Here is a 15,722-nt window from a genome sequence, read left to right as displayed (position 1 = left end):
GCGTGCGCGTCTATATCGAGTTTCCTTCCGAAAGCGCAGCGCTGACCGGCTCGTCGCAAATAGTTGCTCCGAAATTTACCTAATCGACTTGGACGGCCAGTGTTGAATATTGTGTGTTGATTGACTGGCCGATTTTGCTGCAATACGGTTGCTCAAACGTCCTCTCGCCGCTGTCATCAATTACAGGAGCAAGCATGCCGACCCGTACCCCGTCCGCCCTTTGGGCACAGCAATTCCGACGGTCACCGGAGTCGAAGACAAGTCTGCAGCACCAGATCCGCGAGATGCTGGTGGCCTCCATCCTCGACGGGCAACTGCCGCCGGACTCTGCCTTGCCTTCGAGCCGCGAACTGGCCGAGCAGCTCGGCGTGGCGCGCAATACCGTGGTGCTCGCCTACCAGATGCTCGTGGAGGAAGGCTTTCTGGTCTCGCGCGAACGCAGCGGCCACTTCGTCAACCCCGAGATGCTGGAGGGCCTGCACGGCGTAACCGTCCAACAGCGCGTCCAGCAACGGGTCCAGCAGCGCGTGCAACAACGCGCGCAGCAGCCCGACGTCGTCGAGCCCCATGCCGCCGGGTTGCGTGCCCCGCCCTCATGGAAATCGCGCATCGTGCGGCCGCCCTCGGCCCAGCGCAACATCGTCAAACCCGCCAATTGGCAGAACTACGCATATCCCTTCATCTACGGGCAGTTCGATCAATCGCTCTTTCCGACCAATGACTGGCGCGAGTGCTGCCTGAAAGCGCTCTCGATCATGGAGATCCGCAACTGGGCGCCCGACCTGATCGAGCGCGATGACGAGTCGCTGATCCAGCAGATCCGCACACGTGTGCTGCCACGGCGCGGCGTGTTCGCCAAGCCCGAGGAGATCATCATCACGAATGGCTGCCAGCAGGCGCTCTATCTCGTCGCCGACCTGCTCTGCGGCAAGAACACGACGGTCGGCTTCGAGAATCCGGGATATCCCGATGCACGCAATATTTTCGTGAATCGCAACGCGCAGTTGCTCGAATTGCCCGTCGACGCCGAAGGGATCGATCCGGTGCGCCAGCGCGATTCGCTCGCCCGTTGCGATTACGTGTTCGTCACGCCGAGCCATCAGTGCCCGACCACGGCCACCATGCCCATCGCGCGCCGCCAGGCGCTGCTCGAACTCGCGCAGCAGCACGACTTCGTCATCATCGAAGACGACTACGAGAGCGAAAACACCTTCTCCGGCACGCCGCATCCCGCCTTGAAGAGTCTCGACACGGCCGATCGCGTGATCTACGTCGGCAGCCTTTCGAAGACGTTCGCCCCCGGGCTGCGTCTCGGTTACGTGGTCGGCCCGCAGGAACTCGTGCGCGAGTTGCGCTCGCTGCGCCGCCTGATGGTCCGGCACCCGGTGGCCTATATCCAGCGCGCGTTCGCGACGTTCCTCGCGCTCGGACACCACGACGCGCTCCTGCGCCGGCTCGCGCATGCCTACAAGGAGCGCGCCCGCGCGTTGATGGCGGCGCTCGATACCCATCTGCCCGAAGTGCGTTACGTGCCAATCGGCGGCGGCGCGTCGTGCTGGGTCCAGGGGCCGGCGTGGCTGGACTCCGCGCGCCTTGCCGACGATGCGCGCGAGGCCGGCATCCTGATCGAGCCCGGCGGCGTCTTCTTCGCCGACGAGGCCGAACACAGCCCATGGTTCCGCATGGGCTTCTCCGCCATCAAGCTCGAGAAAATCGAACCCGGCGTGCGCGCGCTCGCCGAGGTCGTGCGCAAGCAGCGGCCCGCCTGAGTCTCTCAGGAAATATCCGGGCGCTGGCCCAGGCGAAAGCTCCGCACTGGTGCTACCGCCGTCGGCAGGCAAACCCTAACGTGTCGATATACCGTGCCGCGCGCGAGTCCTCGCGCACCGGACGGCACCGGCTTTTCCACTGGAGACACGTATGGCAGACACGCTCAGCGCCCAACCCGCCGTCACGGCCGACACGCTCGCCGCCTTTTCCGACGCCTTCAATCGCCATGACGCCGACGCGCTGATGGGGTTCATGACCGAAGACTGCGTATTCGACGCGGCCGGCGGCCCCGAAGTGTATGGCACTCGCTTCGTCGGGCGTGAAGCCGTGCGCGCCGCGTTCGAAACGGTCTTCCGCACGTTCCCGGACGCCCATTGGGGCAACGGCCGCCACTACGTCGCGGGCGAACGCGGCGTATCCGAATGGGTATTCAGCGGCACGCATGCCGAAGGCTGGCGGATCGAGGCCGAAGGCTGCGATCTCTTCGAGTTCCGCGACGGCCTGATCGCCGTGAAGCGCGCGTTCCGCAAGGAGCGCCCGAAGCAGCCCGCCTGACCCGCGTGCAGCGGCACATCGGCGCATCGGTCGCCAGTGTTTTGAAACGAAACGTTCCATTCCATTTCAGATTCACCCATCAAGGACGGAATCCCTTGACCCTCATTGGGCGCCGAATAGCATTCGAAACACGGCATTCCGTCAAACGATAACCGGAGACAGTTGATGAGCGAAAAGACCCCCAACCAGACGGCCAGCGGCCCGCAGGACATGACCCCGTCCGAGGCCTTTGTCGAAACCCTCGCGGCCAACGGCGTGACCGACATGTTCGGCATCATGGGCTCCGCGTTCATGGACGCGATGGACATCTTCGCGCCCGCCGGCATTCGCCTCATTCCTGTGGTTCACGAGCAGGGCGCGGCGCACATGGCCGACGGCTACTCGCGCGTGTCGGGCCGCCACGGCGTCGTGATCGGTCAGAACGGCCCCGGCATCAGCAACTGCGTGACGGCCATCGCAGCGGCGTACTGGGCCCACAGCCCCGTCGTGATCGTCACGCCCGAAGCCGGCACGATGGGTATCGGTCTCGGGGGCTTCCAGGAAGCGAATCAGCTGCCGATGTTCCAGGAGTTCACGAAGTACCAGGGCCACGTGACGAACCCCGCGCGCATGGCCGAGTACACCGCGCGCTGCTTCGACCGCGCCATGTCCGAGATGGGCCCGACCCAGCTGAACATTCCGCGTGATTACTTCTACGGCAAGATCAAGGCCGAGATTCCGCAGCCGCGCCGGCTCGACCGCGGCCCCGGCGGCGACGAAAGCCTGAACGAAGCGGCGGATCTGATCGCCGCGGCGAAGTTCCCCGTCATCATCTCCGGCGGCGGTGTCGTGATGGGCGATGCGATCGAGGAGTGCAAGGCGCTCGCTGAACGCCTCGGCGCGCCCGTCGTGAACAGCTATCTCCACAACGACTCGTTCCCGGCGAATCATCCGCTCTGGTGCGGCCCGCTCGGCTACCAGGGATCGAAGGCCGCGATGAAGCTGATTTCGCGCGCGGACGTCGTGATTGCGCTGGGCTCGCGCCTCGGACCGTTCGGCACGCTGCCGCAACATGGTATGGACTACTGGCCAAAAGACGCGAAGATCATCCAGATCGACGCCGATCACAAGATGCTCGGCCTCGTGAAGAAGATTTCGGTGGGCATTTGCGGCGATGCGAAGGCTTCGGCGCAGGCGCTGACCGAGCGCCTTGCGAACCGGACCCTCGCGAGCGACGCTTCGCGCGGAGAGCGCGCCGACCAGATCGCCACCGAAAAGGCCGCGTGGGAAAAGGAACTCGACGCGTGGACGCACGAGCGTGACGCCTACAGCCTCGACATGATCGAAGAGCAGAAGCACGAGCGCACGCCCACCGGCGGCGAGTATCTGCATCCGCGCCAGGTGCTGCGCGAGCTCGAGAAGGCGATGCCCGAGGACGTCATGGTCTCGACCGACATCGGCAATATCAACTCCGTCGCGAACAGCTATCTGCGCTTCAACAAGCCGCGCAGCTTCTTCGCCGCGATGAGCTGGGGCAACTGCGGCTATGCGTTCCCGACCATCATGGGCGCGAAGGTGGCCGCGCCCCACCGCCCCGCGATCTCGTATGCGGGCGACGGCGCCTGGGGCATGAGCCTGATGGAAACGCTCACCTGCGTGCGTCACAACATTCCGGTGACGGCCGTCGTGTTCCACAACCGTCAGTGGGGCGCCGAAAAGAAGAACCAGGTGGACTTCTATGATCGCCGCTTCGTGGCGGGCGAGCTGGAAAGCCCGAGTTTTGCCGGCATCGCGAAGGCGATGGGCGCGGAAGGCATCGTGGTGGACAAGCTGGAGGACGTGGGCCCGGCGCTCAAGCGCGCCATCGATCTGCAGATGAACCAGGGCAAGACGACCATCGTCGAGATCATGTGCACGCGAGAGCTGGGCGATCCGTTCCGCCGCGACGCGCTCTCGAAGCCCGTGCGCCTGCTCGACAAGTACAAGGACTTCGTCTGAAGGGCCAGCCGCAGCCCGCGCGCGCCGTAGTTGCAAGGAGGTGCGCGCGGGCTGCAACCGATCGCCGGCCGCAGGCGGAGCACCCGCTTGTGGCCGGTTTTCGTGTGGACACGCCTGAAGCTGGCGTGAGTCCGTCCGTTTGTGCGTCCATGAGCCCATGACACCATGAAAGCCCTGAACCGTATCGTCGAAAGCGCCCGCCTCGCGCCCATGCGCATCGTGCTGTGCGAAGCCGATGACCCACGCGTGCTAGCCGCCGCGGCGCGGGCGCAACAGGAGGGCATTGCGCGCATCATGCTCCTCGGCGACCCGGGCGCAATCCGCGCGGCCGCCACGCGCGAGTCGGTCGATCTCGGCGAGATCACGCTGATCGATCCGCAAAAGAGCCCATGGCGCACGGCCTTCGCCGACGAACTGGTCACGCTGCGCGGTGCCAAGGGCATGACACCCGCGCTCGCTTGGGAGGAGGCCGCGAAACCGCTCGTCTTTGCCAACCTGATGGTGCGTCTCGGCCACGCGGACGGTTCGGTGGCCGGCGCCGTTCACACGAGCGCCGACGTGGTGCGCACGGCCATCCAACTGATCGGCGTCGAGCCGTCGTTCAAGCTCGTGTCGAGCTTCTTCCTGATGATGCTGTGCGAGCCGTTTCATCGCTACAAAGGCGGCCTGATCTTTTCCGACTGCGCGCTCGTGGTGGACCCCGACGCCGTTCAGCTCGCCGAGATCGCCATGGCCGCCGCCGACAGCGCGCGCAGCCTGCTGATGGAAGAGCCGCGCGTCGCGATGCTGTCGTTCTCGACGAGCGGCAGCGCCCACCATGCGAACGTGGACAAGGTGATCGAGGCGACGCGGCGCGTGCACGAGCAGCGCCCCGCCCTCTGCGTGGACGGCGACGTGCAGCTCGACGCGGCGCTCGTCGCGGAGATCGCCGAGCGCAAAATCGAGCATTCGCAGTGCGGCGGTCACGCGAACGTGCTGGTCTTTCCGAATCTCGATGCGGGCAATATCGGCTACAAGCTCGCCGAGCGTCTTGGCGGCGCGAAGGCCATCGGCCCGCTGATGCAGGGCCTGAACCGGCCCGCCAACGATCTTTCGCGCGGCTGCTGCCCCGAAGATATCTATTACGTGATCGCCACCACGGCGGTCCAGGCGCAGACGGCCCGCCAACGCGACGTCACTCACTCGAAGGAACCCCACGCAGCATGACGCATGAGAAGGTCCTGGTCCTGATCGCCGTGATCGGCGCAGCCAGTTATTTTCAGACGATCACGGGCTTTGGCCTCAGCATGATCGTCATGGGCGCCACGAGCGGCTTCAGCCTCGCGCCGCTCGCAAGCATCGCCACCCTGCTGAGCCTCGTTACGCTCGCGAACAGCGCGGCGGCGCTGCCCGGCAAGCTCCACCATATCGACTGGCGGGCCGTGGGCGCCGCGACGCTCGGTGTACTGCCTTCGGTCGTGGTCGGCGTGATGGTGCTCGACTACCTGAGCGCGTCGGCCTCCGGCATGCTGCAATTGCTGCTCGGCGCCGTCGTGCTGTATGGAGGCCTGAGCGCCGCGCTGCGGCCCGTGCCGCTCGCGCAACGCTCAGGCGACCGCAGCTTTTTCGTGAGCGGCATATTCGGCGGCCTCCTGAGCGGCATGTTCGGCGTGTCCGGGCCGCCGCTCATCTTCCAGTTCTATCGCCAGCCGCTCAAGCTGATCGAGATTCGCTGCGCGCTGATCCTGCTCTTCACAGTCACGTCGCTTGTGCGCGTGATGTTCAGCGCCTGGGAGGGCGAGCTTCCCGCTTCGATCTGCATCGAGGCCGCGCTCGCCGCGCCGGTCGTGATGCTGATGACGCTCGCGGCGCGCCACTACCCGCCGCCGCTGTCTTCCATCGCGATGCGCAGGCTGGCGTTCGGCGTGCTGATGATCATCGGAGCCTCGCTCGTGCTGTGTGCGGTGAAAGAGTTGATGGTGTGATGTGAGCTGGGGATGGCCCGCGCAGGAATCGATAACCGCGCGCAGGCCGCCCCCATCGCGCTAACGCGGCGCCCCGATCCATTGCGCGAGACCGATCAGCCGCTTCATGTCCAGAGGCTCGCCGGAGTCGAGCGCGACGCAATGCCGGTAGTACGGACTGAGGTCCAGCCCGACGCCTAGCCCGATCACGTCGACGTCGCGCATTGCCTCGTGGCGTGCGACCACCTCCTTCAGGTGATTGTCGAGATAGAAGGCGTCATTCGTCTGCGCCGTGGCCGTGTCCATCGGGCTGCCGTCCGAAATCACGACGAGAATGCGCCGCGCCTCGGTGCGGCCCGCGAGCCGCGCGCATGCCCATTCCACGGCCTCCCCGTCCACGCCCTCGCGAAACAGGTCCGACTTGAGCAGCGCGGCGATGGCCGGGCGAGCGCGCCGCCAGCTCTCGTCGGCGGACTTGAAGACCATGTGGCAGGTCTCGTTCAGGCGCCCCGGATGCGGCGGCCGCCCGCCCCCGAGCCAGTCCGCACGCGCGCGGCCGCCGTTCCAGGCGAGTGTCGTGAAGCCGAGCACCTCGGTCGCGATTCCCGCCTGCTCGCATGCGCGGGCGAGCAGATCGACCATCATCGCGACGGGCTCGATATGCGCCTTCATCGACCCCGAGCAATCGATCAGGAGGCCCACCACGCAATCGCTGCGCGGCTCGTATCGCTCGCGCCTGAATACGCGCCGCTCGGCGGGCGAGCTGACAACTTGCGCGAGGCGTCTACCGTCGATGCGGCCGTCCTCTTCACCGAAAAGCCAGCCATCGCGCTGCGGCACCGCAATCGCCATCTGCAGCGCGCGCGCCAGGCGCGCGACGTTGATGCCGCACGCGGCGATGCGCTCGTCAAGCCGCTCGCGATACTCGCGCAGCAGCGCTTCGCGCACGCGCGTGGCAGGCCGGATCTCGCGGTCGTACTGCGTCGTGTATGCGCGATAGCCGTTCGCCGCTTCGGCCAGCACGCGGCTCACGCCGGTCGGCGCGAGCGCGGGCAGCTCGACACTCGTTTCGTCGAAGTCGACCCACAGCGAGAACGACGTCAACGCGTCGTCGGGTGCGCGCGCTTCGTCGGAGTCGTCCCCTGCATGTGCCGCGCGCGCGTCGTCGAGCATCGTCGCGACGCGGCGCGCCAGTTCGCGCGCATGCGCCGCGTAGGCGCGTTGATCTGCGCGAGTCGCGCGCAGCCCGGCAAGCTGCACGCCGATTGCAGGCACGATGCCGGCGCGTGTCGCTTCGATCAGGTCCTCGGTTTCGTCGAGCACGGGCCAGCCGGTCACACGCGACCAGGCGATTTGCGCCACTGTGTAGAGCAGGATGCCGAGATGGCCTTCAGTCAAGCCCGCCCGGCAATACGCGCGCGACCACGTTTCGAACCGGTGCCGCAGGTTGTGCGCGAGTCCCGGCATGCCGGGCGGCAATTGCGCCTCGCAGCGCACCTGCTCGAACAGCTCGAACAGCAGGCGCTCGATCGGAGCCTCGGGCGCCAGCAGGCGATGCAATGCCGCGTCGGAATGGAGAAGCCGCTGTGCGGCGGCGTCGGCGGCGCCGCGCAGCGAGGCGAACTCGTCCTCGTAGACGTTGCTGCGCAGATGCGGCGCATAGAGCGGCAGAGGCCGCGACTCGCGGCAAAGACGGCCACCGCGATAATGGAGCGCGGCGTCGCCGGTGAGCGCGCGCACGGCGGCCGCGCAGAGCGACTCGCGCCGCAGCGCGGTGCGCACGGCCTCGGGCGTCGGCGTGGCGCTCACGCGCGCGGCTCCCGCGGTTCGCCGCCCTTCGCTGTGGACGCTGGGTCCAGCTCGACACCAAAGCAACGCTGGTAATACTCGGCGACGATCGGCCGCTCCGCCTCGTCGCACTTGTTCAGGAACGTGAGCCGGAACGCCAGCGCGGGATCGCGGAAAATCTGGCAGTTCTCGGCCCAGTCGATCACGGTGCGCGGCGACATCAGCGTGGAAAGATCGCCGGTCGCGAACCCTTTGCGCGTCATCGCCGCCATGCTGATCATCGAATCGACGAGTTGCCGGCCCGCGTCGTCGGTCATCTCCGGCACGCGGGCGAGCACGATGCCGGCCTCCTCCTCACGCGGCAGATAGTTGAGCGTGGCGACCACGTTCCAGCGGTCCATTTGCGCGTGGTTCAGCATTTGCGTGCCGTGATACAGGCCGTTGAGATTGCCGAGGCCGATCGTATTGGTGGTCGCGAAGAGGCGGAAGTGGGCGTGCGGGCGGATCACGCGATTCTGGTCGAGCAGCGTGAAGCTGCCGTCGCGCTCGAGAATGCGCTGGATCACGAACATCACGTCGGGGCGGCCCGCATCGTATTCGTCGAAGATCAGCGCGACCGGACGCTGCAGCGCCCACGGCACGATGCCCTCCTGGAACTCCGTGACCTGGCGGCCGTCGCGCACCACGATGGCGTCCTTGCCGACGAGATCGAGCCGGCTGATATGGCCGTCGAGATTCACGCGCACGCAGGGCCAGTTCAGGCGCGCGGCGACCTGTTCGATGTGCGTGGACTTGCCCGTGCCGTGCAGCCCCTGCACCATCACCCGCCGGTTGCGCGTAAAGCCGGCGAGTATCGCGAGCGTGACTTCGGGGTTGAAGCGATAAGCATCATCGACGTCGGGCACGTGGGCGTCGCGCTCGCTGAATGCCGGCACCATCAGGTTCGAATCGAAGCCGAAGCGCTCGCGCACCGACACCAGGCGGTCCGGGCCTTCCATCGCGCGTTCCGTGGTCATCGCGTTCTCCTTATCGCGTTCATGACTGTTTGCAGGCGACGTCATTTGCCGAAGCGGCCCGCGCCCGACTCCGTGGCGGCGGGCGGCCACGTCGCGAAGGACGGCGCGTAGTCGCGGGCACGCTCACGGATACGCGCGCGGCGCTGCAGCCATGCGTAGGTGACGAGCAGCACGGCGAGGCTCGCAACGCCGAGCCAGAGCGGCTTGCGCTGCTCGGGGATGAACGCCATCGCCACGAGAATACCCACCATGCCGGTAATCGCCACCCACGTGAGGTAGGGAAAGCACCACATCCTCACGCGCAACTCGCCAACAGCCGCCGGATCGAGGCGCTTGCGCAGACGCAGTTGCGACAGGGCGATCAGCAGATAGACAAAGATCGCGACCGTGCCATACGAGTTGACGAGGAACGCGAACACCGTATCCGGCGACACGTACGACATCACGACCGACACATAGCCGAATACGGTGCCAAGCAGGATCGCGCGCACCGGCACACCGCGGCGGTTGACTTTCGCGAGGACCGCCGGTGCGTCGCCGTGGCGGGTCAGCGCGAACAGCATGCGCGAGGCCGCATAAAGCCCCGAGTTGAGCGCGGAGAGCACCGCGGTCAGCACGATCGCGTTCATGATGTTCGCGGCGGCCGGCAAGCCCATCACCTGAAGCGCGCTCACATAGGGCGTCGACATGGCCGGCGAATTCCACGGCACGAGCGCGACCACGAGCAGCACGGAACCCACGTAGAACACGAGTACGCGCGTGATGACCGAGTTCGTGGCCTTCGCGACGGCCTTGGCGGGCTCGCGCGCTTCGGCCGCTGCGATCGTGACGATCTCCGCGCCGAAGTAGAAACCCGTTGCCGCGACGGCGCCGCTCAACACTGGCCCGATGCCCTTTGGCATGAGGCCGCCGTGGCCGAGCAGCGTCGGAAAAACGGCGGTCGTATGCAGCGACGATGGCCACAATCCAAGGACATAGAGGCCGCCGAGAAAGAGGAAAACGATGATCGCCGCGACCTTGATCGAGGAGAACCAGAACTCGAATTCGCCGTAGCTGCCGACCGAAATCAGGTTCGTTGCGCTCAGGAGCACGAGCAACACGAGGCTGATGAGCCACGCGGGCGCGTCGGGTAGCCAGAACTGGACGAGCTTGGCGCCCGCCACTGCCTCGACGGCGACCACGATTACCCAGAAGTACCAGTACATCCAGCCAGTGAGGAAGCCGGCCAGCTTGCCCGGTCCGCGCCAGGTGGCGAAGGCGAGGCGTGCATATTCGTAGAACGAACCGACTGCGGGCATGGCGCAGGCCATTTCGCCGAGCATGCGCATGACCAGCACGACGAGGCCGCCGGTGATGAGGAATGAGAGCACGGCGGCTGGGCCTGTCTGCTGGATCACGACGCCGCTGCCGACAAAGAGACCGGCGCCGATCACGCCGCCTAGCGCGATCATCGTCATGTGGCGCTGCTTGAGGCCACACTTCAGTTCCTGGTTGTCCTTCGGGGGTTGCATGTCACCTCCACAGATATTGGATTCGGATTTCAGTGCGCCTTTTTGGGTGGCGCTTTTTTTGTTTGTTTTGGGTTTTTACGGGTTTTCTTGTTTTCGCGTCGGTATGCCAGCGTTGCCCCTGTGCGGGGCGGCACCTACTTTCTTTGTCCCCCAAGGGGACTTCCTTCGGGGCGCACGGCAAAGAAAGTAGGCAAAGAAAGCCGCTCAAACCGCTAATGCCTGCCACAGTTCACCTCGCGCCATTCTTCGTGAATGGCTCCGGAGCATCTGTCACCTCGCACCTTCAATGTCAGTGACAAGGCAGTCATTCATCCCGCTGCTCGCTACGCTCGCTGCGGTTGGGTCTGCAAGGGAAACCAGGGGGCACGCGTGAGCATTGCGCGAACTCACGTGCCCCAATGGTTTTGGGTTATGCCCTTCGGCGCGCGTAGCGCCGCCGGAAGGATGAGCGCCTTGTCACTACCTTTGAAGGTGCAAGGTGACAGACGCTCCGGAGCCATTAACCGTTAGCGGCGCGATGTGAACTGTGGCGGGCGCTGGCGGTTTGAGCGGCTTTCTTTGCCTACTTTCTTTGCCGTGCGCCCCGAAGGAAGTCCCCTTGGGGGACAAAGAAAGTAGGTGCCGCCCCGCACAGGGGCAACCCAGGCAGACCGACGCGAACACAAGAAAACCCAAAACCGAAACCCAAACCCAAACCCAAACCTCAAGCCTTCTCATCCCGCCTGAAATACTGCAAATAAAGCATCCTCTGCCCGATCCGCCGGAAGGGCGAAAACGGATGCCCAGGCAGTGGGGTGGTAAAAATCGGCAGCGTAAGCTGTTCACCCTTACCAGCGATACGCTCAGCAAGCCGCCTCCCAGCCTGCTGAGAATAAGACACGCCATTCCCCCCATAGCCAAGTGCGTAAAACACCGATTGCCGCGGATCGGGCTGACAAACCCGAGGCATCATGTCGTGGCTCACATCCACCCACCCCCACCACGAATAATCGATCTGTACGCCACGCAGCGCCGGAAACTTGCGCGCCATCCCCTCCTTGAGCAGATCGAGATGCCGCGGATTGGGCGCATCCTCACCGGTAATCGCGCTACGGCTACCCATCTGCAATCGCCCATCGGGCAAGAACCGATAGTAAAAACGCAGCGTGCGCGTATCCGTGAGCACCTGAGTCGTCCGAAAGCCGCACGCGGCAATCTCGGCTTCGGTAAGCGGACGCGTAACCATCGAGTTAGAGAGAATCGGCATGACCTTGCTGCGCAGCGTGGGATGCAGCGTCTGCGCCGTGTACGCACCGGTCGCGATGCCCACCGCTCGCGCCCGCACGATGCCGCCCGGCGTGCGCAAGTGATGCACGCCGTTGATGGTCTCCCATCCCATCACCGGGCTGCTCGTGTGGACCTTCGCACCAGCGGCGCGTGCGAGGCGCAGATAACCGAACGCGAGCTTCAGCGCGTGAATGCCGATCCCTTCGGGCTCGTGCAGCGCGCCGGCCGCTTCGTGGTCGTCGACGAATTCGCGGCGAAACGTCTGCGCGCTCAATAGCTCAGACGGGTAGCCGAATACGTCCTTCCAGACCTTCGCCTCGGCGGCGAGCTTCGCCATGATGCGCGGCCGGTGCGCGATCAGGAAGTGACCGCCCGGCTGTGGATCGCAATCGATCTCGGCAACGAGTTCCTTGAAATGATCGAAGCCCTGCTGGATCTCGTCGTGCATTTTGAGGGCGACATCCTTGCCCCAGCGCTCGATCCATTGCGAGCGCGAGAGTCGGCCCGAGGCGTTCTGCCCCTGTCCGCCATTGCGGCTGCTGCAGCCCCAGCTCGTGCGGTTCGCCTCCAGCACCACGGCCTTGATGCCATGCTCGCGTGCGAGGCAGAGCGCCGTGGCGAGCCCCGTGTAGCCCGCACCGATGATCGCGACATCCACGTCGAGATCCCTCGTGACGGGGCCGTCGTCGGGAGGCGGGCTCCCCGCCGTCGCGACCCAGTAGGTCGGCGCGTAATCCTTGCCGACGCCCGGGCCCGGCGAGACGAGCGGATCGTACTTGGGGTCGTACTTCGTGGAGCCGGTATCGCTCGCGGCAAAGCCAGCGGCGGCGGGATCGACTGTGCTGTATCCCATGATCATTGCTCCACAGGCTTCGTGAAGACGCTTGCACGCTCCGCTCCGAGAGCGGTTCCTGCCGACTGCCTGTTCGTCATGCCTGTCTCCTTGCAAAGCTGTCGTCGTTCTTTGGCGCTCTGTTGGGAAAAATTCTAGGCAGACCAGAATTGCACAGGTAGAGCCAGTGGCCCGTTATCGCCTGGTACAGCGGCCTGGTACAGCCCGGGAATCATTCGCATGACATATCGGGGTAATCCGCTACGTAACGCCGCGAACTTTGCGCTCATACTGAAAAAAGCCCGGAAACTCGAACAATTCGTTTCATTTCCACGCCCTTCTGGAGGAGACCGATGCGCGACACAGCGCGAGAGACGACGCAAACCCCACCGCAAATCAGGGCGCAAGACCACGCCCCCGCGCTGCGTGAAGAGTCGTCGGCGGACGACGCCCGCGTGCTGCGCGCGCTCGTGGTGCTGGAGCAACTGGCGTCCGCGGGCCAGCCCTATACGCTTTCGCAGTTGTCCGCCCGGCTGCACATTCCCAAGGCGACGCTGCTGCGGCTCATCGATTCGCTGGAAGCGCGCGGCTACGTGATCCACATGCCCGATTCGCGTGGGCACGACCGCAGCATTGCGCTGGGCCCGCGCGCGGCGCAGCTCGCGCTCGCCACGCTCGCCAACAACACCTTCACGCGCTCGTGCCGCGTGCTGCTGCGCACACTCGTGGAGTCGCTCGGCGAAACCTGCAATCTCACCGCGCTCGACGGCGACCGCGTGCTCTATATCGAGCGCGTCGAGACGACGGAGCCGTTGCGCATGGAGATGCGTCCGGGCATGCACGTTCCGCTGCACTGCACCGCGAGCGGCAAGCTCTTTCTCTCGCAGATGAGCGTCCTCGAGCGCAATGCGCTGCTCGAACGCCTCGTGCTGACGAAGATGACGCACCGCACCCTGACCGCCCCCAAGGCGCTCGCGGCCGAGCTTGAGCAGCTCGCGGTGCGCGGCATCGGCATCGACAACGAAGAGTTCGTGCGCGGCATGGTGGCGATTGCGGTGCCCGTGCGCGACCCCGCCAGCAAACGCGTGCTTGCCGCGCTCGCCGTGCATGCGCCGACCGCGCGCGCGACCCTCGAGGAACTGCTGGAGTCGGTGGGCCGCATGAAGCAAACGGCGAGCAGACTCGCGCCGCTGCTCCAGGGGCTCTCGCTCGCCTGAGCGGGCCCCGGCGCGTCGCCGCTTCGGCGGCAAAACGAGCGCGCTTCGCTGTGGCTTTCTGATTCCGTTTCGGCAGTTTCCGTTTCACTTCCGGCCCGTGTGTACGATCGCCGCTTGCGGTCGGCATCCCCTTCCCCGACATTGATCCGAAAACGCGGCGCGTCATGCCGCCCCTGGATTTCGAGGAGACGGGATTCATGGACCATGAGGTCGACTACCTGATCGTCGGCGCCGGATCGGCCGGTTGCGTGCTTGCCCACCGGCTCAGTGCCGACGCGCGCAACGCCGTGCTGCTGCTCGAAGCGGGAGGCGAGGACAACAATCCGTGGATCCACGTCCCGGTCGGGTACTTCAAGACCATGCACAACCCCGCGCTCGACTGGTGCTATCGCACCGAGCCGGACGAAGGCGTGGCCGGCCGGCAGATCGACTGGCCGCGCGGCAAGGTGCTCGGCGGCTCCAGTTCGCTCAACGGCCTGCTCTACGTGCGTGGGCAGCGTGAGGACTACGATCGATGGGCGGCGCTCGGCAATCGCGGCTGGAGTTATGCCGACGTCCTCCCGTATTTCAGGAAGTCCGAGGATCAGGAGCGCGGCGCGAACGCGTGGCACGGCGTAGGCGGACCGCTGAAGGTCTCCGACCTGCGCTTGCGCCGGCCCATTGCCGACCATTTCATCGCCGCCGCACAGGAAATCGGTATCCCGCTCAATGAGGACTACAACGGCGCGGTCCAGGAAGGGGTCGGCTACTTTCAGCAGACGGCCTATAACGGCTTTCGCTGGAGCACCGCGAAAGGCTTTCTCAAACCCGCGCGCAAACGCAGCAATCTGATCGTGGAAACACGGGCGCAGGCGTGCCGGATCCTGTTCGAAGGGCGCCGCGCGGTCGGCGTGGAGTATCTGCAGGACGGGGTGAAGAAGACTGCACGGGCGCGCGTCGAGGTCATTCTCGCTTCGGGTGCGATCGGTTCGCCGCACATTCTTCAGCACTCCGGAGTGGGCCCCGCGCACGTGTTGCGCAACGCAGGCGTTGCTGTGCTGCACGACTTGCCGGGCGTCGGCCAGAACCTGCAGGATCATCTTCAGGTACGGCTCGTGTTCCGCACGCGCGAACGCACGCTCAACGACGAGGTCAACCATCCGTTGCGCAAGGCGTTGATCGGCTTGCAATACGCGCTCTGGCGCACCGGGCCGCTCACGCTGGCGGCCAGCCAGGTGGCGATCTTCACGCGATCGAGCCCCGCGGTCGAACGCCCCGACATCCAGTTTCACATGCAACCGCTGAGCGCCGACAAGCCCGGCCAGGGCGCGCATCCGTTCTCGGCATTCACGGCGTCCGTCTGCCAGCTGCGGCCCCATAGTCGCGGCAACGTGGAAATCCGCTCCACCGACCCGCTCCAGTACCCCGCCATTCGCGCCAACTATCTGTCCGATCCGCGCGACCATCCCGTCGTGATCGGCGGCATTCGCGTGGCGCGCCGCATTGCTGCCGCGCCGGCGCTTGCGCCGCACATCGTGTCCGAGTTCGTGCCCGGCGAGCGGTATCAGAGCGATGCCGAATTGCTGGATGCGGCGCGCCAGTTCAGCCAGTCCATCTATCACCCCGCGGGCACCTGCAAGATGGGCCGCGACGCGACCGCGGTCGTCGACGATCGCCTGCGCGTGCATGGCCTCGCGGCGCTGCGCGTCGTCGATGCGTCGATCATGCCCGAGCTTGTTTCCGGCAACACCAACGCCCCCGTGATCATGATCGCGGAGAAAGCCGCCGACATGATTCTCGAGGACCATGCGAGCCTCACCGAGCCGCAGCGGGAGCATGCCGAGGCCCACCCCTGAAGTCACCACATC

At 65.6% G+C, this 15,722-nt stretch carries 11 protein-coding genes; 7 read left to right on the top strand and 4 right to left on the bottom strand.

Annotation, left to right across the window (positions count from 1 at the left end; genetic code table 11):
• The first annotated feature begins 194 nt into the window (after positions 1–194).
• The 5 genes from pdxR (at position 195) to E1N52_RS22680 (ending at position 6,266) form a co-directional block, all read left to right on the top strand.
• Positions 195–1,769 (top strand): MocR-like pyridoxine biosynthesis transcription factor PdxR, encoded by a 1,575-nt coding sequence (pdxR, locus tag E1N52_RS22700; protein ID WP_133184970.1) that lies wholly within the window; start codon positions 195–197, stop codon positions 1,767–1,769.
• 151 nt (positions 1,770–1,920) lie between these two features.
• Positions 1,921–2,325, top strand: coding sequence for a nuclear transport factor 2 family protein (locus E1N52_RS22695; protein WP_133184969.1), 405 nt, complete (start codon positions 1,921–1,923; stop codon positions 2,323–2,325).
• A 165-nt stretch (positions 2,326–2,490) separates the two neighbouring features.
• Complete coding sequence (gene xsc, locus E1N52_RS22690) at positions 2,491–4,302, top strand: sulfoacetaldehyde acetyltransferase (protein ID WP_133184968.1); 1,812 nt, start codon at positions 2,491–2,493, stop codon at positions 4,300–4,302.
• Positions 4,303–4,467: 165 nt separating this feature from the next.
• Positions 4,468–5,508, top strand: coding sequence for a phosphate acetyltransferase (gene pta / locus E1N52_RS22685; protein ID WP_133184967.1), 1,041 nt, complete (start codon positions 4,468–4,470; stop codon positions 5,506–5,508).
• Entirely contained in the window at positions 5,505–6,266 is a 762-nt protein-coding gene (locus E1N52_RS22680; RefSeq protein WP_133184966.1) for a sulfite exporter TauE/SafE family protein, read from the top strand. Before pta ends, E1N52_RS22680 begins: the two co-directional genes overlap by 4 nt.
• 60 nt (positions 6,267–6,326) lie before the next feature.
• Here E1N52_RS22680 and E1N52_RS22675 read toward each other — a convergent pair whose 3' ends face one another.
• The 4 genes from E1N52_RS22675 to E1N52_RS22660 form a co-directional block, all read right to left on the bottom strand.
• Positions 6,327–8,054 carry a cobaltochelatase CobT-related protein gene (locus E1N52_RS22675; RefSeq protein WP_165979428.1) on the bottom strand — a complete coding sequence of 576 codons (1,728 nt, stop codon included), beginning with the start codon at positions 8,052–8,054 and terminating at the stop codon, positions 6,327–6,329.
• Positions 8,051–9,049, bottom strand: a complete 999-nt coding sequence (locus E1N52_RS22670; RefSeq protein WP_165979427.1) for an AAA family ATPase — start codon at positions 9,047–9,049, stop codon at positions 8,051–8,053. Before E1N52_RS22670 ends, E1N52_RS22675 begins: the two co-directional genes overlap by 4 nt.
• 41 nt (positions 9,050–9,090) lie before the next feature.
• Positions 9,091–10,560 carry an amino acid permease gene (locus tag E1N52_RS22665; protein ID WP_246089175.1) on the bottom strand — a complete coding sequence of 490 codons (1,470 nt, stop codon included), beginning with the start codon at positions 10,558–10,560 and terminating at the stop codon, positions 9,091–9,093.
• 703 nt (positions 10,561–11,263) lie between these two features.
• Positions 11,264–12,679, bottom strand: a complete 1,416-nt coding sequence (locus E1N52_RS22660) for an NAD(P)/FAD-dependent oxidoreductase (RefSeq protein ID WP_133184965.1) — start codon at positions 12,677–12,679, stop codon at positions 11,264–11,266.
• Positions 12,680–13,011: 332 nt separating this feature from the next.
• Between E1N52_RS22660 and E1N52_RS22655 the strand changes: the two genes are divergently transcribed.
• Together E1N52_RS22655 and E1N52_RS22650 are read left to right on the top strand one after the other, a co-directional pair.
• Positions 13,012–13,875 carry an IclR family transcriptional regulator gene (locus E1N52_RS22655; RefSeq protein ID WP_133184964.1) on the top strand — a complete coding sequence of 288 codons (864 nt, stop codon included), beginning with the start codon at positions 13,012–13,014 and terminating at the stop codon, positions 13,873–13,875.
• Positions 13,876–14,072: 197 nt separating this feature from the next.
• On the top strand, positions 14,073–15,710 hold the full coding sequence (locus tag E1N52_RS22650; protein WP_133184963.1) for a GMC family oxidoreductase: 1,638 nt from the start codon (positions 14,073–14,075) through the stop codon (positions 15,708–15,710).
• The last annotated feature ends 12 nt before the right edge of the window (positions 15,711–15,722 follow it).

The sequence above is a fragment of the Paraburkholderia guartelaensis genome, assembly GCF_004353905.1.
Classification (GTDB): domain Bacteria; phylum Pseudomonadota; class Gammaproteobacteria; order Burkholderiales; family Burkholderiaceae; genus Paraburkholderia; species Paraburkholderia guartelaensis.
This window is presented reverse-complemented; position numbering and strand designations above follow the sequence as displayed.